This window comes from Leifsonia sp. McL0607 (assembly GCF_049993355.1).
GTDB lineage: Bacteria > Actinomycetota > Actinomycetes > Actinomycetales > Microbacteriaceae > Leifsonia.
This window is the reverse complement of the sequence record NZ_CP188253.1, coordinates 246266-270417: the sequence shown is the minus strand read 5'-3', so window position 1 is coordinate 270417 and position 24152 is coordinate 246266. Positions and strand designations below refer to the sequence as shown.

The 24152-nt window shown below is 70.6% G+C and carries 25 protein-coding genes and 1 tRNA gene; 18 read left to right on the top strand and 8 right to left on the bottom strand.

The genetic code is table 11. From position 1 onward, the window contains the following. The first annotated feature begins 431 nt into the window (after positions 1–431). From hisS to ACPPVW_RS01265, 7 genes are all read left to right on the top strand, one after another. The gene (hisS, locus tag ACPPVW_RS01295; protein WP_426624756.1) at positions 432–1724 is read left to right on the top strand and encodes a histidine--tRNA ligase; all 1293 of its coding nucleotides are present in this window, start codon (positions 432–434) and stop codon (positions 1722–1724) included. A gap of 108 nt (positions 1725–1832) precedes the next feature. Further along, positions 1833–3113 (top strand): phosphopyruvate hydratase, encoded by a 1281-nt coding sequence (eno, locus tag ACPPVW_RS01290; RefSeq protein WP_426624755.1) that lies wholly within the window; start codon positions 1833–1835, stop codon positions 3111–3113. Between the two features lie 98 nt (positions 3114–3211). After that, on the top strand, positions 3212–3457 hold the full coding sequence (locus ACPPVW_RS01285) for a hypothetical protein (protein WP_426624754.1): 246 nt from the start codon (positions 3212–3214) through the stop codon (positions 3455–3457). Positions 3458–3590: 133 nt separating this feature from the next. Next, a complete protein-coding gene (locus ACPPVW_RS01280; protein ID WP_426624753.1) occupies positions 3591–4151 on the top strand; it encodes an FtsB family cell division protein in 561 nt (186 codons plus the stop codon). Beyond that, a complete protein-coding gene (locus ACPPVW_RS01275) occupies positions 4151–4663 on the top strand; it encodes a DUF501 domain-containing protein (RefSeq protein WP_426626230.1) in 513 nt (170 codons plus the stop codon). Before ACPPVW_RS01280 ends, ACPPVW_RS01275 begins: the two co-directional genes overlap by 1 nt. Then, positions 4642–5967, top strand: coding sequence for a S8 family peptidase (locus tag ACPPVW_RS01270; RefSeq protein WP_426624752.1), 1326 nt, complete (start codon positions 4642–4644; stop codon positions 5965–5967). Before ACPPVW_RS01275 ends, ACPPVW_RS01270 begins: the two co-directional genes overlap by 22 nt. 39 nt (positions 5968–6006) lie before the next feature. Then, the gene (locus ACPPVW_RS01265; protein WP_426624751.1) at positions 6007–7410 is read left to right on the top strand and encodes an NAD(P)/FAD-dependent oxidoreductase; all 1404 of its coding nucleotides are present in this window, start codon (positions 6007–6009) and stop codon (positions 7408–7410) included. Positions 7411–7472: 62 nt separating this feature from the next. Here ACPPVW_RS01265 and ACPPVW_RS01260 read toward each other — a convergent pair whose 3' ends face one another. After that, positions 7473–8075: an IMPACT family protein gene (locus ACPPVW_RS01260; RefSeq protein WP_426624750.1), complete on the bottom strand. Its 603-nt coding sequence runs from the start codon at positions 8073–8075 to the stop codon at positions 7473–7475. Between the two features lie 90 nt (positions 8076–8165). Here ACPPVW_RS01260 and ACPPVW_RS01255 point away from each other — a divergent pair, with 90 nt between their 5' ends. The 3 genes from ACPPVW_RS01255 (at position 8166) to ACPPVW_RS01245 (ending at position 9681) form a co-directional block, all read left to right on the top strand. After that, complete coding sequence (locus ACPPVW_RS01255) at positions 8166–8561, top strand: ArsR/SmtB family transcription factor (RefSeq protein ID WP_426624749.1); 396 nt, start codon at positions 8166–8168, stop codon at positions 8559–8561. Next, positions 8558–9004, top strand: a complete 447-nt coding sequence (locus tag ACPPVW_RS01250) for an SRPBCC family protein (RefSeq protein ID WP_426624748.1) — start codon at positions 8558–8560, stop codon at positions 9002–9004. Before ACPPVW_RS01255 ends, ACPPVW_RS01250 begins: the two co-directional genes overlap by 4 nt. Before the next feature lie 113 nt (positions 9005–9117). Continuing rightward, complete coding sequence (locus tag ACPPVW_RS01245) at positions 9118–9681, top strand: dihydrofolate reductase family protein (protein WP_426624747.1); 564 nt, start codon at positions 9118–9120, stop codon at positions 9679–9681. Between the two features lie 33 nt (positions 9682–9714). Here ACPPVW_RS01245 and ACPPVW_RS01240 read toward each other — a convergent pair. Beyond that, positions 9715–9788: transfer RNA gene (locus tag ACPPVW_RS01240), tRNA-Leu, on the bottom strand. 227 nt (positions 9789–10015) lie between these two features. On the opposite strand from ACPPVW_RS01240, the gene ACPPVW_RS01235 reads away from it, so the two are divergent. Together ACPPVW_RS01235 and ACPPVW_RS01230 are read left to right on the top strand one after the other, a co-directional pair. After that, positions 10016–10384 carry a VOC family protein gene (locus tag ACPPVW_RS01235; protein ID WP_426624746.1) on the top strand — a complete coding sequence of 123 codons (369 nt, stop codon included), beginning with the start codon at positions 10016–10018 and terminating at the stop codon, positions 10382–10384. 179 nt (positions 10385–10563) lie between these two features. Next, positions 10564–10935 (top strand): YchJ family protein, encoded by a 372-nt coding sequence (locus ACPPVW_RS01230; protein WP_426624745.1) that lies wholly within the window; start codon positions 10564–10566, stop codon positions 10933–10935. A gap of 22 nt (positions 10936–10957) precedes the next feature. Here the strand turns inward: ACPPVW_RS01230 and ACPPVW_RS01225 are convergent, their stop codons facing one another. Then, positions 10958–13138, bottom strand: coding sequence for an Ig-like domain-containing protein (locus ACPPVW_RS01225; protein WP_426624744.1), 2181 nt, complete (start codon positions 13136–13138; stop codon positions 10958–10960). Positions 13139–13289: 151 nt separating this feature from the next. On the opposite strand from ACPPVW_RS01225, the gene ACPPVW_RS01220 reads away from it, so the two are divergent. The 4 genes from ACPPVW_RS01220 to ACPPVW_RS01205 are packed head-to-tail and all read left to right on the top strand — an operon-like array spanning position 13290 to position 17864. After that, complete coding sequence (locus ACPPVW_RS01220) at positions 13290–13946, top strand: TetR/AcrR family transcriptional regulator (protein WP_426624743.1); 657 nt, start codon at positions 13290–13292, stop codon at positions 13944–13946. Next, positions 13943–15199: an MFS transporter gene (locus ACPPVW_RS01215; RefSeq protein WP_426624742.1), complete on the top strand. Its 1257-nt coding sequence runs from the start codon at positions 13943–13945 to the stop codon at positions 15197–15199. The genes ACPPVW_RS01220 and ACPPVW_RS01215 overlap by 4 nt, the downstream gene beginning before the upstream one ends. Further along, positions 15199–16554: an amino acid deaminase/aldolase gene (locus tag ACPPVW_RS01210; RefSeq protein ID WP_426624741.1), complete on the top strand. Its 1356-nt coding sequence runs from the start codon at positions 15199–15201 to the stop codon at positions 16552–16554. The genes ACPPVW_RS01215 and ACPPVW_RS01210 overlap by 1 nt, the downstream gene beginning before the upstream one ends. Continuing rightward, entirely contained in the window at positions 16551–17864 is a 1314-nt protein-coding gene (locus ACPPVW_RS01205; protein WP_426624740.1) for a D-arabinono-1,4-lactone oxidase, read from the top strand. The genes ACPPVW_RS01210 and ACPPVW_RS01205 overlap by 4 nt, the downstream gene beginning before the upstream one ends. A gap of 115 nt (positions 17865–17979) precedes the next feature. On the opposite strand, the gene ACPPVW_RS01200 is transcribed toward ACPPVW_RS01205, so the two are convergent. The 3 genes from ACPPVW_RS01200 to ACPPVW_RS01190 are packed head-to-tail and all read right to left on the bottom strand — an operon-like array spanning position 17980 to position 20149. Then, positions 17980–18714, bottom strand: coding sequence for an ABC transporter permease (locus ACPPVW_RS01200; RefSeq protein ID WP_426624739.1), 735 nt, complete (start codon positions 18712–18714; stop codon positions 17980–17982). Beyond that, entirely contained in the window at positions 18711–19505 is a 795-nt protein-coding gene (locus ACPPVW_RS01195; protein ID WP_426624738.1) for an ABC transporter ATP-binding protein, read from the bottom strand. The genes ACPPVW_RS01200 and ACPPVW_RS01195 overlap by 4 nt, the downstream gene beginning before the upstream one ends. An 8-nt stretch (positions 19506–19513) precedes the next feature. Continuing rightward, a complete protein-coding gene (locus tag ACPPVW_RS01190) occupies positions 19514–20149 on the bottom strand; it encodes a TetR family transcriptional regulator (protein WP_426624737.1) in 636 nt (211 codons plus the stop codon). Between the two features lie 151 nt (positions 20150–20300). Between ACPPVW_RS01190 and ACPPVW_RS01185 the strand changes: the two genes are divergently transcribed. Further along, a complete protein-coding gene (locus ACPPVW_RS01185) occupies positions 20301–20867 on the top strand; it encodes a LemA family protein (RefSeq protein ID WP_426624736.1) in 567 nt (188 codons plus the stop codon). A 7-nt stretch (positions 20868–20874) separates the two neighbouring features. Then, positions 20875–21765 (top strand): M48 family metalloprotease, encoded by an 891-nt coding sequence (locus tag ACPPVW_RS01180; protein ID WP_426624735.1) that lies wholly within the window; start codon positions 20875–20877, stop codon positions 21763–21765. 324 nt (positions 21766–22089) lie between these two features. Here the strand turns inward: ACPPVW_RS01180 and ACPPVW_RS01175 are convergent, their stop codons facing one another. Together ACPPVW_RS01175 and ACPPVW_RS01170 are read right to left on the bottom strand one after the other, a co-directional pair. Next, positions 22090–22518 carry a hypothetical protein gene (locus ACPPVW_RS01175; protein ID WP_426624734.1) on the bottom strand — a complete coding sequence of 143 codons (429 nt, stop codon included), beginning with the start codon at positions 22516–22518 and terminating at the stop codon, positions 22090–22092. Between the two features lie 66 nt (positions 22519–22584). Continuing rightward, complete coding sequence (locus tag ACPPVW_RS01170) at positions 22585–23793, bottom strand: winged helix-turn-helix domain-containing protein (RefSeq protein WP_426624733.1); 1209 nt, start codon at positions 23791–23793, stop codon at positions 22585–22587. Positions 23794–24152: the final 359 nt, after the last annotated feature.

Genomic DNA, 24152 nt, shown 5'->3' with positions numbered 1-24152 from the left:
CGTCGCGTCCCGTCGCGTGCCGCCGCCGTCTCGCAACGAGTTGGCAGGACACGCCGTCCGGCCCATGCCCCGGGGCGACGATTCGTGCCAACTCGCGCACAGGCGGCCGGCAGCGCGTCCGCCGGTGGTCCGGATCGCCGCTCGGGTGAGACCTCCGCCTCGCGACGGCGCATTCTTCCGGCCACGGCGGGCGCGTTGTCGTGTGTCTGGCAACGCGGCCGAACGGGTCGGACGGCTGCGGTTCATGCCAGGTCCTCGCTGGGACACCACCGCATCGCGCGGGTCGGCGTGACATCAGGGTGGCAACGGTCGCAGTCTACGACGCGGACAGTCCCGGCCGCGATACCCCCGGCCGCGATACTCCCGGCCGCCTTCACTGCGCCTCCCGGCCGCCGCCGCCGTGCCAGCGCCCCATCTGGAAGAATCGACGCATGGCTTCTCCGATCACACCGCCCCGCGGCATGCGCGACTTCCTCCCCGCCGAGAAGGCCCGTCGTGAGCATGCGCTCGGTGTGATCCGCCGGAGCTTCGCCGCGCACGGCTTCGACGAGATCGAGACGCCGGTCGTCGAAGACGTCGCCCGGCTGCACTCCGGGCTCGGCGGAGACAACGAGAAGCTCGCCTTCAGCGTGCTCAAGCGCGGGCTCGGCGGAGACGACCTCCGGGAGGCGCTCGAGTCGGGCGACACCCTCGCGCTCTGCGACCTGGGGCTCCGCTTCGACCTCACCGTTCCGCTGGCCCGCTTCTACGCCAGCCACCGCGGCGAGCTGCCTCCCGTGTTCCGCAGCATCCAGATCGCGCCGGTATGGCGCGCCGAGCGACCGCAGAAGGGCCGCTACCGACAGTTCGTCCAGTGCGACATCGACATCATCGGCGAGGGCTCGCAGCTGGCGGAGGTCGAGCTCATCACCGCGACCGCCGCGGCTCTGGAGGCGCTGGGGCTGACCGGCTGCACCATCCGCATCAACGACCGCCGCATCCTGAACGGCCTGCTCGAGTACTGCGGCTTCGCGGAGGCGCGCTGGCCGCAGGTGCTCATCTCGATCGACAAGCTCGACAAGATCGGTGCGGAGGGTGTGGTCGCCGAGCTCAGCGAGGGTGGAGCGGACTCCGCCGCCGTGCTGGGCGGTATCCTCGCCGCCCTGGAGCCGCATCTCGCCGACGGGGGGGCGGCTCTGACCGTCGAGGCGATCTCGGGCATCCTCCCGGGGGGGATGGACACCGACGCCGTCGCCGAGCTGGAGGTGCTGGCCCACGCGCTCGACACCCTCCCCGAAGGCGTCGCCCTGCGGTTCGACCCCACCCTGGTGCGCGGGATGGGCTACTACACGGGCACGATCTTCGAAATCGCACACCCCGGATCGGGCAGCTCGGTGGGTGGCGGCGGCCGATACGACGGGATGATCGGCCGTTTCCTTGGCACCGACGTGCCGGCCGCCGGCTTCTCGATCGGCTTCGAGCGCGTCGTCGACCTGATCGATGTGCCGGACGACTCCGCCGCCGACTCCGTCGCTCTCGTCCACGACGCCGACGTGCCCCTCGACCGTCTGATGGCGATCAAGTCGGAACTGGTGGCCTCCGGCCGGCGGGTGCGGCTCGACCGCCGGGCGAAGAACCTCAAGGCCGTGCTCGACCGGGCGGCGACCGCGGGCTATCGGTCGTTCGCGTTCGTCGGAGCCGGCACCGCTGACGCCTCGGCCCTGGAGTTCAAGCCGCTGTTCTGATCGGCTCCCGCGCCATTTGTCGCAAGCATCCCGTCACTGCGTCAAAGCCGTTTACCCGACGTCAGTAGACTGATTTCCCAACCCACCAAAACCACCAAGGAGACTGTTGTGGCTCAGATCGAAGCTGTAGGCGCTCGCGAAATTCTCGACTCGCGCGGCAACCCGACCGTCGAGGTCGAGGTGCTCCTCGAGGATGGCACGGTCAGCCGTGCCGCCGTTCCCTCCGGCGCGTCGACCGGCGCGTTCGAGGCCTACGAGCTTCGCGACGGCGACGCCGACCGCTACCTGGGCAAGGGCGTCGAGAAGGCCGTCGACGCGGTCCTCGACGAGATCGGCCCGGCGATCGAGGGCTTCGAGGCCAGCGACCAGCGCCTGGTCGACGAGGCGATGATCGCGCTCGACGGCACCGACAACAAGAAGCGTCTCGGCGCCAACGCCATCCTCGGAGTCAGCCTCGCTGTCGCCAAGGCGGCAGCCGACTCGGCCGATCTTCCGCTGTTCCGCTATGTGGGCGGCCCGAACGCGCACGTCCTCCCCGTGCCGATGATGAACATCATCAACGGCGGCGCGCACGCCGACACCGGCGTGGACATCCAGGAGTTCATGGTCTTGCCCGTAGGAGCTGAGACCTTCTCGGAGGGGCTTCGCTGGGGCGTCGAGACCTACCACTCGCTCAAGTCGCTGCTGAAGTCGAAGGGCCTCAACACCGGCCTCGGCGACGAGGGCGGGTTCGCCCCCGAGCTCGAGCACAACCGCGCAGCGCTCGACCTGATCTCCGAGGCGATCGAGAAGGCGGGCTACACCGTCGGCTCCCAGATCGCCCTCGGTCTCGACGTGGCCTCCACCGAGTTCTTCGAGAACGGCGTCTACCGCTTCGAGGGCCAGGACCGCACGGCCGCCGAGATGAGCGCCTACTACCAGGAGCTCGCGGCCAACTACCCGTTGGTCTCCATCGAGGATCCGTTGGCCGAGGACGACTGGGAGGGCTGGACCCTCCTCAACGCCGAGCTCGGCGGCAAGCTGCAGCTCGTCGGCGACGACCTGTTCGTCACCAACCCCAAGCGCCTCGCGAAGGGCATCACGGCCAAGGCCGCGAACAGCATCCTGGTCAAGGTCAACCAGATCGGCACGCTCACCGAGACGCTCGACGCGGTCTCGCTGGCCCAGCGCAGCGGCATGACCGCGGTGCTCTCGCACCGTTCGGGCGAGACCGAAGACACTACGATCGCCGACCTCGCCGTCGCCACCGACGCCGGCCAGATCAAGACCGGTGCCCCGGCCCGCTCCGAGCGCGTCGCCAAGTACAACCAGCTGCTCCGCATCGAGGAGGAGCTGGGCGACGCCGCCGTCTACGCCGGCCGCAGCGCCTTCCCGCGTTTCCAGGGCTGAGCACCGCGCTCTGCTCGCCGAAGGGTGAGTAGTCGCCGGAATCCTTCCCAGAATTCCTGCGACTACTCACCCTTCGTCGGTGCTGCGAGAATCGGGAGGTGCGCGCGGAGTCGGAGTTGGTCCCTTTCGGGCTGTTCCTGCTGCTCGCCGCGCTCTTCACGGTCTTCGGCGCCTACCTGCTACGGCGGCCGGAACGGGCCGCGGCGCTGTTCGCCGATCGGGAGGCGCGGCACGCGTTCCGCGCGAAGGACGCGCGCGCGATCGGACTCGTCTTCACGATCGGCGGCGTCGGTCTGCTGGTGGTCGGGGCCGTACGGTTGGTCGTCACGCTGGCAGCGGGCTGAACGCCAGCCGACACCCCGGCCGACACCCCGGCCGCACGGCCGTCCCCGGGCGAGCATCGCCTACGATTGAAGACGGGGCCTTCCGGTCCTCCACGTCCGTCGAGGCGTCCGTCGAGACCACCCGGGAGGGGCCATGCCGAAGCAGTCCGGCTCCCGTGCTCCCGGCTCCCGCACGCCGGCCTCCCGAACCACGCGCGTCGCCGCGTCGTTCGACGAGCCGACGCAGACCGGCCGGTGGCTACGTGGCCTGCATTTCTCGGCGTTCTCGCTGGTGATGATGGGGGCCGTCGTGCTCGGCGTCGTGATCCTCGCCCCGTCGCTGCAGGGCTTCCTGGCGCAGCGCCAGCAGATCGCTGACCAGCAGAAGGCCGTCGACCAGCTCTCGGCCCAGGTCGACGCACTCAAAGAGCAGCGCGCGCGCTGGAACGACCCGAGCTACATTCGGGCGCAGGCGCGCGACCGGCTCTATTACGTCATGCCGGGGGAGGTCAGTTACCTCGTCATCGACGACCGGCCTCCCGCGGCCACGAAAGACACGACCCCGGTGAGCTCCAAGCTGCAGAAGACGCACACCGACTGGGTCGGCTCCCTCTTCGGATCGCTCATGGGCGCCGGGCTCACTGACGCGACGCCCGCGCAGCTCGGCTCCACTCCGGCCCCGACTCCCACCCCCGGCACCACAGGCGGCAAATGATGACCAGACCTCCGTTCGACGCCGTGACCGACGCCGACATCGCTGTCGTGAGCGAGCAGCTCGGCCGGCCGGCGCGCAATGTCGTCGGCATCGCCGCCCGCTGCGTCTGCGGGCGCCCCACCGTCGTCTCGACCGCGCCGCGCCTCGACGACGGAACGCCGTTCCCGACCTTCTACTACCTCAGCCACCCCGCCGCCACGGCCGCCATGTCGCAGCTTGAGGCCACGCAGGTGATGAACGAGTTCAACGACCTCCTGGCAGGGGACGACGAGGTGCGCTCGCAGTACCATGCGGCGCACGAGCAGTATCTCGCCGACCGCGAGTCGATCGGGGTGGTGGAGAAGCTCGCGGGCGTCTCGGCCGGCGGCATGCCCACCCGGGTCAAGTGCCTGCACGCGCTCGCGGCCCACGCACTCGCCGCCGGACCGGGCGTCAACCCGATCGGCGACCTGGCCCTCGCGCGCGGAGGGTGGTCGCCGGAGGTGTGCGAGTGCCGCATCCAGGTCGGCTGACGCCGGCGCCTTCCCGTCCCCGTTCCCGGCTCCGCCTGGCGGGTCGCACCGCCCTGTCCGCTGTCGCGGCGCTCGCGACGGCGTTCGCCGTCGGGCTGGCGCCGACGACCGTCGCGCACGCCGACCAGGTGCGCGACATGCAGTACTGGCTGAACGACTACGGCTTCACGAAAGCCTGGCAGACGACCAAGGGCGCCGGCGTGAAGGTTGCGGTGATCGACACGGGCGTGGACGGGTCGGTTCCCGATCTCGCCGGCGCGGTCGTGGGAGGCACGGATGTGTCCGGAGTCGGCGCCGCCAACGGTCAGAAGCCGCTCGGCACCGGGGAGTCCGCGGACCACGGCACCTGGGTGGCCTCCCTCCTCGCCGGTCGTGGGACGGGCCCCGACTCCGGCGTGCTGGGCGCGGCGCCGCAAGCGAGCATCCTCACCGCGTCCGTCGCGCTCGGGACCTCCATCGGCGCGGTGAGCAGCGACGACCAGGTCGCGGAGGCCGTCCGCTGGGCTGTCGACAGCGGCGCCTCCGTCATCAACATGTCGCTCACCCGCAACACCCTCGACTGGCCGACCAGCTGGGACGACGCGTTCCAGTACGCGTTCTCGCACGACGTCGTCGTGGTGGCCGCGGCGGGAAACCGGGGGAGCGGCACCACCGAAGTCGGGGCGCCGGCGACGATCCCCGGCGTGCTCACGGTCGCCGGGGTCGACCGTGCGGGCCAGGCCTCCTTCGACGCCTCGTCGCAGGGCATCACGATCGGGGTGTCGGCCCCGAGCGAGCAGCTGGTCGGCGTGAACCCGGGCGGAGGGTACGTGCAGTGGGCGGGCACCAGCGGCGCCGCCCCGCTCGTCTCCGCCGCCGTCGCCCTCGTGCGCGCCGCGCATCCCGGGCTGAAGGCGCCGGACGTCATCAACCGGATCATCAAGACGGCGCGCCCCGCCGCCGGCACCGTGCCGAGCCCCGTGTACGGCTACGGCCTGCTGGACGCCGCTGCCGCGGTCACCGCCACGGTGCCGCAGGTGAGCGCCAACCCGATGGGCGACCTGACCCAGTGGATCCACATCCACCGACGCGCGGACGCGCCCGCCGCGGCGGCCCCCGGAGCCGGAGATGCACAGGCGCCCCCCGCGCCGAAAGCGTTGACCCCCGAGCGCCCTGTAACATGGAAAGCATTTCTCTGGCCGCAATGGAGCGTCCTCACCACCCTCTGGCTGCCGTTCAGCCTGATCTCCGGTTTCGTGTCCCTCCTCGCCCTCGGCGCGGTGGGTGCATGGCTGCATTTCAGGCGGGCGGCGCGTAGGGGGTAGATTAACCCCCATACTTTCGTGTTGAGGAGACGCATTACTGTGCCCAAAATCCTGATCGTCGGCGGAGGCTACGCCGGTTTCTATACGGCGTGGAAGCTCGAGAAGCAGCTTCGCAAGGGCGAGGCCGAGGTCACCATGGTCGACCCCTTGCCCTACATGACGTACCAGCCGTTCCTCCCCGAGGTGGCTGTCGGCTCCATCGAGCCGCGTCACGCAGTGGTCGCCCACCGTCGCCACCTGAAGAGCACGAACATCATCAGCGGCAAGGTCACCTATGTCGACCACGCCACGAAGACCGCGACCATCCAGCCGGCGGCCGGTGAGGCGTACGAGCTCGATTACGACATCGTCGTGGTCACCGCGGGAGCCGTCTCGCGCACGTTCCCGATCCCCGGCATCGCCGAGCAGGCCGTGGGCCTCAAGACGATCGAGGAGGCCGTGTTCATCCGCGACCGCCTGCTCACCAACTTCGACAAGGCCGCGACGCTGCCCGCCGGTCCCGAGCGCGACCGCCTCCTGACGGTGACGGTCGTCGGCGGCGGCTTCGCCGGCATCGAGATCTTCGCCGAGCTGCGCTCGTTCGCCAGTGCGCTGCTCAAGAAGTACCCGGAGCTGTCGTTCGACGACACGCACTTCCACCTGATCGAGGCGATGGGCCGCATCATGCCCGAAGTGTCGCTGCCGACCAGCCACTGGGTAATCAAGAACCTTGCAGAGCGCGGCGCGCAGATCCACCTCGAGACCCAGCTCACGAGCGCTGTCGACGGCCACATCGAGCTGTCGACCGGCGAGAGCTTCGACACCGACCTCATCGTCTGGACGGCCGGTGTCATGGCCAACCCGACCGTGGTCCGCCACACCGACCTCCCGATCGAGGAGCGCGGCCGACTGCGCGTTCGCGCCGACCTGCGCGTGGGCACCGATGAGGAGATCGTCGAGGGCGCCTGGGGCGCCGGCGACGTCTCGGCCGTTCCCGACCTGACCGGCGCGGGCGTCGGCGGGTACTGCGTGCCGAACGCCCAGCACGCCGTGCGCCAGGGCAAGCTGCTCGCCAAGAACCTCATCGCCGACCTGCGCGGCGAGCTGCCACGCCAGTACTACCACAAGAGCCTCGGCGCGGTCGCGGGCCTCGGGCTCGGCATCGGCGTGCTGCAGTCAGGCAAGATCGCCATCAAGGGCGTCGTGGGCTGGTTCGCGCACCGCGGCTACCACGGTCTCGCCATGCCGAGCTGGGAGCGCAAGTGGCGCGTGCTGTGGGGCTGGTGGAACAACTTCTGGCTCGGCCGCGACGTCGTGTCTCTCACCGCGCTGCAGCAGCCGCGCGCCGCCTTCGAGGAGTTCGCGGCCCGGCCGAAGCCGGCCGTCGAGGCCGCGCCGGCGGAGGCCCCCAAGAAGACCGCCACGAAGAAGGACAAAGTGCCGGCGGAGGTCGCTGCCAAGTAGGCTGCACGATTCTGACGTTAAGGCCCGGTCCCGAGTGAGGGACCGGGCCTTCGTCGTGCCGGTCAGAGTTGCGGTTCGGCGTTACCGTCCACACGCACGCGCCCCTGCCCGAGGTCGGCAATTGCGCGCAGCGCATCCGCGCGTTCCGTCTCGGGCAGGCGCAGCCGCAGCAGGACGTCAGCCGCGTACTCGGCCTCGGGCTCCGTGTACCCGGCGGCGTCGGCCCACCGGCGCACGCGTTCGGCGTCGGCGTAGTCCGCGCGCAGCTCCAGGATCGCCTCCCGCACACGCTCGACGGTCTCCGCCGCCGCCAGCGCTGTTGCGATCGCGTCGGTGTAGGCGCGCACCAGCCCGCCGGCGCCGAGCTTGACGCCGCCGAAGTAGCGGACCACCACCCCGAGCACTCCCTCCAGCTCGTGATGGCGGAGAACCTCCAGGATGGGCCGGCCGGCCGTTCCCGACGGCTCGCCGTCGTCCGACATCCCGGACTGGCCGCCGGCGAGCAGCGCCCAGCAGACGTGGGCGGCGCCGGGGTGTTCGGCCCGAAGCCGCGCGACCTCCACGAGTGCGCCCTCCCGGTCGGCGACCGCGAGAGCGCTCCCGAGGAACCTGCTGCGACGGATCTCGAGCTCGGAGGTGACTGGGGAGGCGAGGGTGCGACTCACGCTCTTACGGTACCGGTGGCGCTCGCTGCTAGCCTGGTATCGAACTCATCGGTTCAGTAGCGCGTGCTGAGCCCGAGGATCGGAGGGGCTATGACGAGGACCGTGGATGACCCGCTGAGTCGCACGTTCGCGGCGCTCGCGGATCCGACGCGGCGCGCCATCCTGGCACGCCTCGCCCGAGGTTCGGCGAACGTCGGGGATCTCGCCGCCCCGTTCGACATGAGTTTCACCGCGGTCTCGAAGCACCTCCGTGTCCTCGAAGGCGCGGGCCTGGTCTCGCGCGGCAGGGACGCGCAGTACCGCCCGGCGACGCTCGATGCGCGACCGCTCGCGGCGGTGTCGGCGTGGATCGATGACTACCGCGCGTTCTGGGGCGACAGCTTCGACGCGCTCGACGACTTCCTCGCCGGCTCCCACCTCTCGGGCTCCGCCGGCCGCATCGGCGAGGACGAGCCCGACGGACCGGACGAGGAGGGCCAGCGATGACGGGCATCACCGACGAGGGCATCGAGATCGACCGCGAGTTCGCGGCGCCCCCGACCGCCGTGTTCGCGGCCTGGACCACGCCGGAGTCGTTCGCCCGTTGGTTCGGGGGCCGGGACGTGCAGGTCCCTCTCGACGGCCTCGACTACCGTGCCGAGGTGGGACGCGCGTGGTCGGCCATGATGGTGCTCCCCGACGGGAGCACGATCGACTGGGCAGGGGAGTTCCTGGAGGTCGATCCGCCGTCACGGCTGGTCCTGACGCTCACCGACCGGCCCTTGGTCGGCCAGCGCGCCGTGCTGACCGTGGACCTCACGCCCACGCAGACGGGAACGCGCCTGCGGATGACGCAGCAGACCCCGGGCTTCACCGACGAGCAGCGGCTCGGCACGATCGCCGGATGGCAGACGTTCCTCGACGTGCTGGCTGAGATCGCCGAGAGCTGACCTGGCTGCGGGTTCTCTCGATCTTTTCGGCGTTTGTATAGAACCAATAGGTTCAGAACCTGTAGGTTTATTACATGGCAGAGCAACTGCCGACTTCCACGAAAGGATCCACCATGCGCACCCTCATCGTCTCCACGTTCGTCTCCGCCGACGGCGTCGCCCAGGCGCCCGGCGACGACGCCTCCTACCGCAACGCGGGATGGACGTTCCGCGGCGTCGAGTTCGACCCGGCCGCGTACGAGCTCAAGGGCCGCGAGCAGGAGGAAGCGAGCGCTGTCCTGCTCGGCCGCACCAGTTATGAGCTGTTCGCCCCTGTCTGGCCGTCGATGGACGAGTTCGCCGGGTACAACGCCATGCCTCGCTACGTCGTCTCCACCACCCTCGAGGACGACGACGAGCGCTGGCCGGCTACCGTCCTGCGCTCCCTCGATGACGTCGCAGAGCTCAAGCGCGGCGACGGAGGCCCGATCATCGTCCACGGCAGCCTCGAGCTCGCCCGCGCCCTGGCCGACGCCGATCTGGTCGACCGCTACCACCTGCTGATCTTCCCCCTGCTGCTGGGAGAGGGCGCGCGGCTCTTCAGCGATTCCGCCCACGCGACGGTGACGCTCACGGTGGCCGAACACGAGGTCTACGGCAACGGCGTGCAGAAGCTCGTGTACGACGTGAAGCGGTGACTTGGCTCACGCGACCGAAGCGGATCGCGGCAGTACCCCCAGTGGGACTCGAACCCACACTCGGGCGATTTTAAGTCGCCTGCCTCTGCCAATTGGGCTATGGGGGCCGAGCGGCTTCGGGGCACCGATCGGGCGGGCGGGGCACGCCCGTGGGTCAGCGGTTGCGGTACGGCGATTTCACCATCTGCACGATGGCGCCGAGCGCGAGCGCGCCGCCGACGATGATGACAGTCCAGATGAGTCCGATCAGCACGCCTTCCATGGGTCCAACCATATACGGTGCGGCACGCGCGTGCCCCTTGTCGCGCCCATCCCATCGGCGGAGGGTGATGCCATGATTCGAATCGGTTCCATCGTGTGGGGCGTTCGCGACATCCCGCGGGCGGTGGAGTTCTGGTCGGCTGTGCTCGGCTATGGGCCGTTGTACGAGCCGGATGTCGACTGGGCGCTCCTTGCACCCGCTGCTGGAGCCGGGCCACGGCTCGCGCTCAAGTTGGTCGGCAGCGAAGCGAACCCGTCTCCGCGGCACCACCTCGACCTGTATGCCGACGACCAGGGGGCCGAGGCCGACCGGCTTCGGGCGCTCGGCGCGACCGACGTCGAGTGGGACTACGAGGACGGGGCCGACTATATCGTGCTCGCCGATCCGGACGGCAACCGGTTCTGCGTCGTCGCCGCGGGGGAGGCCGCCGCGACGCCGTGAGAGGACATTCAGGCCGTCCAAAGGTCGCATCCACCCTGGTCGTGCACACTCTGTGACGACACCCTTTCTGGTGAGGTGTCCTCCGTCCCGGCTGGAGCCCGAGATCCCCCGACGTAAGGCTCCGGCCGGGTCGCCTCATGTCCGCGCCAGCACCAGTGAACCGCCGGTAGACTCCCCGGGTGACCGACACGAGATGCCCCTGCGGCAGCGGCGAGACCTACGCGAACTGCTGCGGCCCGCTCCACTCGGGCACGCCCGCGCCGACCGCCGAGCGGCTGATGCGGTCGCGGTTCAGCGCCTTCGCGCTCGGGGATACCGACTACCTCCTGCGCAGCTGGCATCCGTCGACCCGCCCTGCGACGCTCGCGTTGGACGACGGTCTGCGCTGGTACCGCCTCGACATCGAGTCGACGCGTCAGGGTGGGCCCTTCGACCGGGAGGGCGTCGTCGCCTTCACCGCGTTCTACACCGGCGCAGAGCACGGCTCGCTTCGGGAGACCTCACGATTTGTGAAGGGCGGCGGGAACTGGTTCTACGTCGAAGCCCTCTGAGGCGACCCGGCCACCGGCCGCCTCACCGCGCCGGTTCGACGTACCGTTCCCACAACCACACCGACACGCTCAGCACCGCGAACACCAGCGCGGCGACGACCAGTGTGACGACCCCGGCCCCGGCCTGCACGAGAGAGGCGACCGGGAGCAGCAGCGCGAACAGCAGGGTGTAGACGACGAGGGCCAGCGCCAGCCAGAGCGGGCGCGACCAGCGCAACACGGCGCGACCGGCGAGGCCGCCGAATGGCAGGAGGGCGATCGCCGTCGACCCGATCGCGATGAGGGCGACCGAATTGGCAAGTTCCACCACGAAGGCGGAGGCGTCCCCGGACGGTGTGGGAAGCACGCCGACGGTCAGCCATGCCAGCACACCGCAGGCGGCGGTCGCGGACAGCTGGACGGCGGCGGTGCGGCCGCGCGCGATCCTGTCCGCGGCCTCCGGGAGCACCGCGCCGAGCACGAGGCCGAAGAGCAGGGCGGGCTCTAGCCCGATGAGCCGGGAGCCGAGCGCGGTCGCGGCGACGACGACGAGGAGGCCGGGCCGCACGACCGGCCGCGCGAGCGACAGGCCGAGGTGCCGCGTCATCCCGCGCGCCGCCAGCACCCAGATCGCGTTGACCCCGATCACGGCGAGCGCGACGGCGGCGAGCAGTCTCACGTAGGCCGCGGCGTCCTGGACCGACGTCGACAGTGTCACGAGGGCGGCCGCGGTGACGCCGATGACGGGCGCCAGCCAGACCGGTTGCGTCCCAGGCGAGGCGGCGGCCTGCGCGCCCCTGAGCAGGGCATCGGCCTCGCCGAGCTCCGAGCGGGTCCGGTTGCGCCCGAACAGCGACGTGCGGCTCCCGCGCGGCTCCCGCGGTCGGGAGAGCGCGGCGACGAGCAGGCGGGCGGGCAGAACGAGCAGGAGGAGCGCGGCGACCGCCAACCCGACCGAGCGCAGCCATCCCGGCACGGAGGCCGCCGTGACGACCGGTGCGGACGCCGTGCTGAACGGGGTGTCCGTCCAGCCCTTCGTCTCCGAGTGCGTCGGAGCCGACGGGGGCGGCGGAGCGGCCGTCGGCGGAGCCGGCTGCGCAGGAGCAGGGGTCGTCGAGGGAGAGGACTTGGTCGTGGCCGGCGGAGCAGCGGCCGCGGCCTCGACCGAGATCGCGACGGCGTTGCTGCCGGCGCTCACGTTGCCTGCGATGTCGCGCTGCAACGCGGACGCGAGGTAGTCGCCCTGCTTCAGGCCCGCGCCGCACGACCACGCGGCGCCGGTGACCGTCGCAGTGCAGGCCACAGTCGTCCCGTGCGACGTGCTCGCATAGACGGTGACGGTCGCTCCCGGCTCGCCGGCGCCGCCGAAGGCGATCTCCTCGCCGGCCGCCGCGGTCGTGCCTGGCGCGGGTGTCGTCAGCGTCGGCGCGCCCGGCGCCACGGTGTCCACGACGACCGTGATGGACCGGCTCGCGCCGGAGCGGGTGGACGAGAAGGGCGCCACCTGGGTCGCGGAGACGGTGTGGGCGCCGTCGCGGAGCCTCGGGATGACGCATCCCCAGCTGCCAGTGCTGTCCGCGGGGAAGGAGCAGGAGCCGCCGGTGTCGGCGGTGACGGTCACCGCGGCACCGGGATAGGCCGTGCCGCGGATCCCACCGCCGGTCGCACCTCCGTCGGCCGAGGTGATGGTGGGAGGCGTGAGGACGTCGATCCGTCCGCTGTCGGCGAGGCCCGTGCTGCGCGACTCGGCGCGCACGGGCACGCCGGGGCCGTCGGGGAGCCGCTGGATGGCGCACCGGAATCGGCCGTCGTGGCCGGCGGCGGCCGTGCAGCGCGAGTCGGCGTTCGTGGACGATCCGCCGGAGACGTCGATGACCTCACCGGGACCGGCGGTGCCCGAGACGGTCAGCGGCAGGGTGGTGACGAGGCGGCTGGGGAGGGGATCGAGCTGCGGTGGTCCGGGAGTCGGAGTGGGCGTCGGCGTGTCGGAGGCCGCGTCGTCCGGAGCCAGACGCGAAGACTGCTGGGGTGCTGTGGCGGAACGGGCAGTGCCGGTCGTGCTGCCGGTGGAGGCCTCCTGCGCGGCGGAGGCCGGGCTCGCGGAGGCCGGGCTCGCGGAGGCCGCGCTCGCGAGCGCCGCGGTCGCGGTCAGCGCCAGCAGCAGACCGCTCAGGGCAGCGAGGAACAGTCCGGTCGCCCCCCGCGGCCGGACTGGTGGTGACACGTCAGACAGAAATACCCGCATTCCATCCCATTCCAGGCGGGCGACGCACCGCATGTCAAACCACCGGGCCGGATTTACGGCATACTGACAAGTGGGTCAACTGTCCCATTTCGCGCGAGGGTGCGCGAAACGCCCGCCGCGAGGAGCTCCGATGACGCGCATTCCCTCGGCTGACCGCCGCGCGGCACTCGTGCAGGCGGCGCTCCGGGTCATCGCCCGCGATGGCGTAGCTGCCGCCACGACCCGCAGGATCGTCGGCGAGGCGGGGATGCCGCTGGCCAGCTTCCACTACGTCTTCGAATCCCGCGACGAACTGATGGTCGAACTGATCAACGCCGTCGTCTCCAGCGAACAGACCGATCTCGAGCCGGCACTCGACGCCGCCCGAGCCCCCATCGGACTCCGCGCGGCGATCCGCTCCGGCCTCCAGCACTACTTCGACGGCGTCCGGGCCGACCCCGATCGCGAGAAGGCCATGTTCGAGCTGACGCAGTGGGCGCTGCGCGAGCCGGGCTTGGCGCCGCTGGCCGGGCGGCAGTACGACCGCTACTACGAGCTCGCCGAGCGCGCCGCGAGGGATGCCGCCGACCTCACCGGCAGCGCCTGGAATCGCCCGCTCTCGGAGGTCGCCCGCCTTCTCGTGACCCTCACCGACGGCGTCACGATCGCCTGGCTCGTCACCCGCGACGACGCCGCGGCCGAACGTGCACTCGACTTCGCGGCGGACGCGCTCGCCGCGCTCGCCGACCCGGCCGGCGGCGATGCCGCCCGATCCCTCCTCCACAACCCGAATGCAGGTGCCCGATGACCCATACCTCGACGCCGACGGTCTTCGCCGAACCCACCCGGCGTGTCCCCGGCCGCTGGATCGCCGCCTTCGCCGTCGCCTGGCTGGGGGTCTGGATGGCGCAGCTCGCGCCCATCCAGAAGCTGCTGCCCGACCAGGTGCAGTCGCAGCTGCACACCGACTACTGGGTCGACAACGTCATCGCGTTCGGGATCATCTCGGGCATCTCGGGCGTGTGCGCCATCGTCGCCTATCCGCTCACCGGCGCGCTGTCCGATCGCACGACCAGCCGGTTCGGCCGCCGCCGGCCGTGGATCGCCGGCGGCGCCCTGCTGTTCGCGGTCTCGCTCGTGCTGCTCGGCTTCCAGACGACGATGGTGGGGATCGGGGTCTTCTGGTCGCTCGCGCTCACCGGCTTCTGCGTGCTCACCGCAGCGCTCACGGCGACGATCTCCGACCAGGTGCCGGTGGATCAGCGCGGCTACGTCTCCGGCTGGATCAGCGCTCCGCAGGCGATCGGGATCATCCTCGGCGTCTCGCTGGTGACCTACTTCTTCGTCGGGGCGCTGCTCGGCTACACAGCGATGGCCGTGCTCCTGGTCGTGCTCGTCTTGCCGTTCCTGTTCCTGCCCGACGCGGTCCTGCCTGCCCACCTGCAGGAGAAGATGACCGTCCGGGGCATCATCGAGGGTCTCTGGATCAGCCCGCGCGAGTACCCCGACTTCGGCTGGACGTTGCTCAGCCGGGTCCTGGTGAACTTCGGCAACGCGTTCGGGACCTCGCTGCTGCTGTACTTCCTGGAGTTCGGCCTCCACGACGAGCACGCCGACGACGATCTGCTCGTGCTGATCCTCATCTACATGGTGTTCGTGATCATCGCCTCCCTCGCCCTCGGCCGCCTGTCCGACCGGCTCGGGAGGCGCAAGGCCTTCGTGTTCATCTCCTCGGCGCTGCAGGGCGTCGCAGCGCTGCTGCTGGCGTTCGTGCCCGAGCTGACGGTCGCGATGGTGGCCGCCGGCCTGCTCGGCCTCGGCTACGGCTGCTTCCTCTCCGTCGACCAGGCGCTCGCCACGCAGGTGCTTCCCGACCCGGAGAACCGGGGCAAGGACCTCGGCATCATGAACATCGCCACGGCCGTGCCCCAGGCGATGGCCCCGCTGTTCGGCGCCGCGATCGTGGCCGCCCTCGGCGGGTTCGTCGGCCTGTTCGTGCTTTCCGGGGTGTTCGCATTCGCGGGCGCGCTCGCGGTCGCCCGGGTGAAGGCGGTGCGCTGATGCCGCGCACGACCCCGACTTCGCAGAACTCGCCGAAGACGCAGAACAGACAGAAGGACGCCGTGAACCCGATCGATCTGACCACCAAGCCGGCGCCGGCCGAGCGCACCTGGACGACCCCCGATGTGTTCTGGCCCGCGCTGACCGTCGCGACGGCTCGCCTCGACCCGGCCTTCGGCGTCCTGCATCTCCCGGCACTCCGCCACAACGCGCACGACATGCTGCGGCGCGCGGGAGGCAGCACGGACCGTCCGGGCAAGGCGATCCGCGTCGCCTCCAAGTCGGTGCGGGTGCGGTCGGTGCTGGACGCCGTGCTCGCGCTGCCCGGGTACGCGGGCGTGCTGGCGTACACCCTCCCGGAGGCGCTCTGGCTGGCCGAGGGCGACGCGGAGCACCCACCGATCGAGGACGTCGTCGTCGGCTACCCGACGGCCGACCGGGCCGCCATCGCACGTCTCGCCGCCTCGCCGGAGCTCGCCGCGCGCGTGACGCTCATGGTCGACTCGGTCGCCCACCTCGACCTGATCGACGCGGTCGTCCCGCCCGCCGATCGCGAGATCATCCGGCTCTGCCTCGAACTGGACTCGTCGTGGGACGCGCCGGTGCTCGGCCACATCGGCGTCTACCGCTCCCCGCTGCACACCGTGCAGGCTGTCGGGGAGGTCGCCGAGGCGATCGTGCGGCGACCGGGCTTCGCACTGGTCGGGATGATGGGCTACGAGGCGCAGATCGCCGGCCAGGGCGACAACCCGCCCGGGCGCCCGGCCTGGGCTGCGACGCTGCGCTGGATGCAGAAGAGCTCGCAGGAGGAGCTGCTCGCACGGCGCGGGGAGGCCGTCGCGACCGTGCGCGAGCTCGCAGAGCTCGAGTTCGTGAACGGCGGCGGCACCGGTTCGCTGGAGTTCACGGCCTCCGACCCGTCCGTCACCGAGATCGCCGCCGGCAGCGGCCTGCTCGGCGGTCACCTGTTCGACACCTACCGCGGGTTCCGGCCGGCGCCTGCCGCGTCGTTCGCGCTGCCGGTGGTGCGCCGGCCCGACGAGCGTACCGCCACCCTCCTCGGCGGTGGCTGGATCGCGTCCGGCCCTCCCGGGGCCGATCGGCTCCCGAAGATCGAATGGCCGACCGAGCTGTCGATGGTCGACCGCGAGATGGCGGGCGAGGTGCAGACCCCGGTGACCGGCGCCGCCGCCGGCATCCTGCGCATCGGCGACCGGGTCTGGCTGCGGCACACCAAGTCCGGCGAGCTGAGCGAACACGTGAACGACTTCTACCTCGTCGACGTCATCGACGGCCGTGCCGCAGTCGTCGGGTCCGTGCCGAGCTACCGCGGCGAAGGGAAGGTCTTCCTGTGACCGCGACCGGAGCGGTGTGGCGCAACTGGGGCCGCAGCGAGTCGATCCGGCCGCAGCGCGTCGAACGTCCGCGCGACGCCGAGGCCGTGCAGCGCGCGGTCGCGGCCGCGGCGAAGCAGGGGATGCGGATCAAGGCGGTCGGAGCCGGGCACAGCTTCACCGGCATCGCGGCCGCTCCCGGAGTGCTGCTCGACCTCGAGGACATCAGCGGCGTCCTCGACGTGGATCTCGAGCGCGGCCGGGTGCGTCTGGCCGCCGGCACGCACCTCCACCAGCTGCCGCGGCTGCTGCGGCCGTACGGCCTGGCCCTGCAGAACATGGGCGACATCGACCGCCAGACCATCGCAGGGGCGACCTCCACCGGCACGCACGGCACCGGCGGTGCGTTCGGCGGTCTCGCCACCCAGATCGTCGCGGTCACCCTCGTGACCGGGTCGGGCGAGCTGCTGACGATCAGCGACGATGAGAACGCCGAGCTGCTCCCGGCGGCGCGGCTCGGCCTCGGAGCGCTCGGCGTTCTCGTGGACATGACGCTGCAGTGCGTCCCCGCCTACCTGCTGAAAGCGGTCGAGCGACCGGAGCCGCTGCAGCAGGTGCTCGACAGCTACCTGGACCGTTCGGCGTCGGAGGACCACTTCGAGTTCTACTGGTTCCCGCACACCGAGACCGGGTTGACCAAGACGAACACCCGCTTGCCCCTCACCGAGCGGCGGGCGCCGCTGTCGACGGCCGGCCGCTGGGTCGACGACGAACTCCTCGCCAACGGGATCTACCGCGGAGTGTGCGCGGTCGGCACGATGGCCCCGGCGATCATCCCGCCGTTCAGCCGTCTCGCGCAGCGCCTCACCGGCAACCGCGACTTCACCGACTATTCGCCGCGGGTGTTCGTGACGAACCGCACGGTGCGCTTTCGCGAGATGGAGTACGCGATTCCACGGGAGGCCGTGCCCGGCGCGCTGGCGGAGGTGAAGGCGCTCATCGAGCGTCAGGGCTGGCGTATCTCGTTCCCGATCGAGGTGCGCTCGGCGGCGGCCGACGACAACTGGCTGTCGACGGCGTACGGCCGCGAGAGCGGCTACATTGCCGTGCACCGGTACTTCCGGGAGGACCCGACCGCGTACTTCACCGCGGTCGAGGAGATCATGAAGGCGAGTGACGGCCGGCCGCACTGGGGCAAGCTGCACTTCCGCGACGCCGAGTCGCTGCGCGAGACCTATCCGCGGTTCGACGCTTTCCTCGCCGTTCGAGACCGCCTCGACCCCGACCGCCGCTTCGAAAACGCCTACCTGCGCCGCGTCCTCGGCCCCTGACCAACCCCCGAGTACGCGAACTGTCTGCGTACTCGGCCCCTGACCAACTCGCGAGTACGCGAACTGTCTGCGTACTCGGCGGTTTCTGACCGATTATGGGCGTACTCGAGCGCTGCTACGCGGTGCGGCGCTGGAGGGTGAGGGCGCCGACGACGACGGCGCCGACCGCGAACGCGCCGATGATCAGGAGCTGGCCTCCCACGTAGGCGGCATCGTGCGAGTTCGTCGCGACGGCGTTGAGCGCGTCGACGGCGTGCGACAGCGGCAGCCAGTCGCTGATCTCCTTCAGTCCGGCGGGAAGCTGGTCGCGGGGGAGGAAGATCCCGCCGAGCAGGATCTGCGGGAACACGATCGCCGGCATGAACTGCACCACCTGGAACTCGGTGCGGGCGAACGCGCTCGCGAACAGGCCGAGCGTGCTCCCCAGGACCGCGTCGGTCACCGCGACCGCCACCATCAGCCACGGGTCGCCCTTGATGTCGAGCCCGCACACCCAGATCGCGTATGCCGAAGCGACCAGCGACTGGACGACGGCGAGCAGACCGAAGGCCAACGTGTAGCCGAGGATGAAGTCCCCCTTGCCGAGAGGCATCGACAGGAGCCGCTCGAGGGTGCCTGTGCGACGCTCGCGCAGGGTCGTGATGCTTGTCACCAGGAACATCACGACGAAGGGGAAGAGCGCGAGCATCGCGGGCCCGATCGTAGAGAAGACATCGGTGTCGGTGAATATCCAGGCCACGAGCCCGATCAGGAGGCTCGGGACGGCGAGGAGCAAGCCGATCGTCCGCGGGTCGTGCCGGATCTGCGTGAGGACGCGACCCGCGGTGGCGAGAGTGCGGCCGGCGTTCATCGCGCGGCCCCCTCGTCGCTCCTGCCGCCCTGCTCGTCGTCCTGTGCCGGCTCGTCGAGCGCGTGGCGGGGATGGTGCCGACGCAGCAGGGTGAGGAACGCGCCCTCGGCATCCGCCGCGCCGGTCTCGGCGAGCAGCTCCTCCGGCGTGGTGTCGGCGAGGATCGCGCCTTCGCGCATCAACAGCAGCCGGTCGCAGCGCGTCGCCTCGTCCATCACGTGGCTCGAGATCAGGAGGCTCGTTCCGCCGTCGGCGAGACGGTGGAAGAGCGACCACAGCTCGACGCGCAGCAGCGGGTCGAGCCCCACCGTCGGCTCGTCGAGCACCAGGAGATCGGGGGAGCCGAGCAGTGCGGCGGCCAGCGAGACGCGGCTGAGCTGGCCGCCGGAGAGAGTGGAGACCAGCTGTCCGGCGTTCGCCCCCAGGTCGGTCGCCTCGATCGCGCGCTCGACGTCGTCCTTGCCCGCTCCGAGCACGCGGCGGAAGTAGGCGAGGTTCTGCCGCACGGTCAGGTCATCGTAGACGCTCGCGGCCTGGGTCACGTAGCCCACCCGATGGCGCAGCGCGGCCGAGCCGGCAGGCTGGCCGAGCACCTCCACTCGGCCTCCCGCGACCCGCTGCACGCCCACGATCGATCGCATCAGCGTCGTCTTGCCGCAGCCGCTCGGCCCGAGGAGGCCGACGACCTGTCCGCGCGGGATGCTCAGGCCGAGCCCGTCGAGCACCGCAGTGCGGCCGCGGCGCACCAGAAGGCCCTCGATCACGACGGCGGCGTCGACCGAATTCATCATGTGATGAATTATTCGCCCGATCCGACCCGCCCGTCAAGATCGCCGAAGAGATGCCACTGGATCACCGGTCCCACCCGCCTCGCCAGCTCGTCGGGAGCGGCGCTCGCGACCGGCTCGAGCTTCAGCGCATAGCGCGTCATCATCAGGCCGACGATCTGCGACGCGGCCAGGTCGGCGCGGAGGTCGGCGTCGTCGGTGTGGGCGAGGGACGCCAGACGGGTGAACACCTCTCTGGTGAGGAACTCGCGCAGCATCCTGGTGCCGGCGCCGCTGCCCAGCGCGGTACGCAGGATGAGCACCATACGTCCGGCGGCGCGCTCGTCCTCCAGCTGGGTGAGCAGGTAGCGCACCAGTGTCTGGCCGATCGCCTCGCGCGGCGCGCCAAGCACGACGTCCAACACGCGATCCGGCCGCAGCGGCGCCTCCAGCGTCGCCGCGAACAGGTCGGCTTTGTCGTCGAAATAGTGATGGACGAGTGCCGAGTCGACACCCGCTCGGCGGGCGATGGCGCGCAACGACGCGGCCTCGTAGCCGCGGTCGGTGAACTCGTCCGCGGCCGCCCGGAGGATGGCCGAACGGGTGGAGGCCGCGCCGCGCTCTTTGCGCGGTCGTCCCCGTCTGCGGCGTTCGGCGATGTCGCTCACGACAGCAATTCTGCACCCGGGAACCGCGGGCCTGTCCATCCCCACTGCGGTTGCTTCGAGAGTGGTGGGAAGGCAGTGGGAGGCGCATCCGCGCCCGTTAGGATGCTGTCAGCACTGTCGATCAGCGCCCACACGCATAGGAGTTCCCGCAATGGAATGGCTCATTCCGGTCATCATCGTCGTCGTGCTCGTTGCGATCATCGGAATCTATTTCTGGGCCACGTACAACTCGCTGGTCACCCTGAAGGTCCGGGTCGACGAGGCGTGGAGCGACATCACGGTGCAGCTGAAGCGCCGTGCCGACCTCATCCCCAACCTGATCGAGACGGTCAAGGGCTACGCCGCGCACGAGCGCGGGGTCTTCGAGTCCGTCACCAAGGCGCGCGCCGAGACGCTGACGGCCCAGACGCCGGGTGAAGCGTCCGCGGCCGAGGGGCACATGCAGACGGCCCTGAAAAGCATCTTCGCCGTAGCGGAGGCGTACCCGCAGCTGCAGGCGAGCCAGAACTTCCTGCGCCTGCAGGCCGACCTGGTCGACACGGAAGACAAGATCCAGGCCTCCCGCCGGTTCTACAACGGCGGCGTGCGCGAGTTCAACACCAAGATCAAGGTCTTCCCCAACCACCTGTTCGCCCGCCGCCTGGGCTTCAGCGAGCGGGAGTTCTTCGAGGTCGACAACCTGGCGGCGATCGCCGAGCCGCCGCGCGTGCAGTTCTAGGTCGTCGATGTACAGGGCTATCGCCAGGAACAAGCGCAACACCGTCTTCATCATCCTGTTCTTCCTCGTTCTCATCGGCGCGCTCGGATGGCTGTTCTCGGTCATCTACAACAGCTGGGCGATCCTCGCCTGGGTCGCGATCGGCGCAATCGTCTACGCCGTCATCCAGTACTTCATGGCCTCCGGCCAGGCGCTCAGCATGTCCGGGGCGGTTCCGATCACCAAGGCCGACAATCCGCGCCTGTGGAACGTCGTCGAGAACCTCTCGATCACGACCGGAACGCCCATGCCTGCGGTCTACATCGTCAACGACCCCGCGCCCAACGCCTTCGCGACGGGGCGGGACCCGCAGCACGCCTCCGTCGCCGCGACCACGGGCCTGCTCGACATCATGAACGACGCCGAACTGGAGGGCGTGATGGCGCACGAACTCGGCCACGTGCGCAACTACGACATCCGGCTCTCGATGATCGTCTTCGGCCTCACTGTCGCCATCGGCCTCATTGCCGACATCTTCGTGCGCATGGCGTTCTTCGGCGGCAACAACCGCAACAACAACAACGGTGGCGGCGGAAACCCCATCGTGCTGGTGGCCGGTCTCATCGCGGCCGTCATCGCCCCGCTCGTGGCCACGATCGTGCAGCTGGCGGTCTCGCGTCAGCGCGAGTACCTCGCCGACGCGACCGGCGCGATGACCACGCGGCACCCGGACGCCTTGGCGAGCGCCCTCCTCAAGCTGCAGGACTACGGCCGGCCGATGCGGCGCCAGAACAGCAGCATGGCGCACCTCTGGATCGCGGAGCCGCTCAAGCCCAGCGTCATGAGCCGCCTGTTCTCGACCCACCCGCCCATCCCGGAGCGCGTCGAGCGCCTCGAGAAGATGGGCTCCTCCTTCTAGCTGCTGCTGATTCCGGAGATCGCGGCGCGCCGCTCGCTTCGGCGTCCGTAACGCCGGAGGTCGCGGCCGTGTGAGTGCCGACCTCCGGAGTTGGCCGCACGCGGGCGGCGCGCCCCGGCGTTCGTATTTCCGGACACTGGCGCGAGCCCACACCGGATCTCCGGAGTTACGGTTGCGGAGGCGGCGTGTCGTCGCCGATCTCCGGAGTTGGCCGCACGTGGACGGCGCGCCCCGGTGTTCGTAGTTCCGGACACTGCCGCGAGCGCCCACCGGATCTCCGGACTTACGGTTGCGGAGGCGGGGTGTCGTCGCCGATCTCCGGAGTTACGGCCGCGCGGCCTCCAGCTCGGCGGTGCCGGTGTAGCGGTAGCGCACGCGCGTGCCCACGGCCTGCTCGTCGACCGGGCGCCACTCGGTGCCCGCGTTGGTGGCGCCGTCGACCACGTCGATGTCGCGGATCAGGTCGGCGGGTGCGCCGTCGAGGTATCCGGTGATGACCTCGGCGTAGACCGTCGAGTCGGGGTTCAGCAGCACGGCGATGTAGTGGGTGGACTCGCGGACGTCGTCGGTCGTCACCCACATGCGGCCGTCGAACTGCACGTGCGCGCGGCCGTCGGATCCGCGTTTGACGCCCGTGACGATGCCGTCGCGCCAATGGTCGCCGTCGCGGTAGGCGAAGAGCTCGCGCATGGGCTGTTCGAAGTCGGCCTCATCGGCTCCGTCGGCGTTCAGATACTCCAGCGGTGAACTCATGCCCGCACCTTACCCCTGCGCGCTGCGGCTCCGCGAGGGTGCAGGAGGCCGGTCGAGGAGGCGGGATCAGAGCTCGGCGGCGAGCACCGGCGCAAGGTCGCCACGCGCACCGTCGGCGACCCGCACCTCGCCGAGACCTTGCCACGCCGCGGTCTGCGCCAGCAGCGGCACCAGGCGTTCGGCGATGGGTCCGCCGTGGCCGGACTCGGTCCACGCGGACTGCACGCGCAGCACCCCGGCCTGGCGATCGCTCTTGAGGTCGATGCGGCCGACGAGCTCGTCGTCGAGCAGGATCGGGAGCGAGTAGTAGCCGTAGACGCGCTGCGGCGCCGGCGTGTATATCTCGATGCGGTAGTGGAACCCGAACATCCGCAGCGCCCGGTCGCGGAACCAGACGACCGGGTCGAACGGCGACAGCAGGGCGGCGGCCTCGATCGACCGTGGCTTGCGCGCGTCGCGGTGCATCCAGGCCTTCACGGGACGGCCGCCCGGTCCCTCCCACCCGCGCACCTGCACGGGGATCAACTCGCCCGCGTCTTCGAGTTGCTGGAGGGCGCGCTGCACCGGCGGACCCTTCAGCCGGTAGTAGTCGGCGAGGTCGCGTGCGGTGCCGATGCCGTGCGCAACGGCCGAACGGCGCAGCAGCTCGCGGAGGGCGTCGTCGTCGTCGACCGTGCGGTCGAGGATGCTCGCGGGCAGCACGTCGTCGACCAGGCCGTACCGGCGCTGGAAGCGCGTGCGGCCGGCGATCGCCACCTCGCCGAAGAGGAACATCCGCTCAAGAGCGCGCTTAACCTCCGACCAGCCCCACCACGGCCCGGAGCGCCGGTTGGCGTCGTGCTCGATCTCACTCGCCGCCAGGGGCCCCTTCGTCGCGAGCTCGGAGCGCAGCCACTGCAAGGTGCTCTCGTTGGCGGCGAACCAGGCGTTGCCAGTGCCGTAGCGCTCGCGGTAGGCGCGCATCCGCCACCGGAAGAGCGGCCAGTCGTCTTTGCGGACGAACGCTGCCTCGTGCGCCCAATACTCCGTGTGCGGCCCACCGGCCTCGAACGTCAACCGGTCGAGCAGCGTGCGGTCGTAGGCGCCCAGGCGCGCGAACGCCGGGAGGTAGTGGCTGCGCTCGAAGACGTTGACCGAGTCGATCTGCAGCAGGTTGATGCGGTCGATCAGCGCGTTGAGCTGACGCGTGCCCACCACCGCCGGCCGCGGCCTCCCGAAGCCCTGCGCCGCGAGCGCGATGCGTCGTGCCACGGCGGGGGAGAGCTGTTCGACCACGGCCCGACACTATCGGCAACGTCCGACATCGAGCGTTCACCGAGCCGTCAGCTGCCGCTGGCCCCACGAGCCCGTCCGCCTCCCTGGCCCCTGGTACACGCGGTCGTACCGCGTCGTACCGGCCGTCGGGTCGCAAGAGCCCGATTTCGAGGAGGATGCCATTGTGACTCCTGCCCCCGAGCCGATTGCCCCTACCCGATTGCCCCCGACCCGACTGCCCCCGAGCCGACGGCACTCGTCGGAGACGTGCAGCCAGCCGTGACCGCGCCCTCCCGCACCTGGCGGCGACCGGCTCTGAGGCCGGCTCGACCGCTGTCCTCGCGGGAGCGGCGGCGTCTCTCATGTTCGCGGGCATCGCA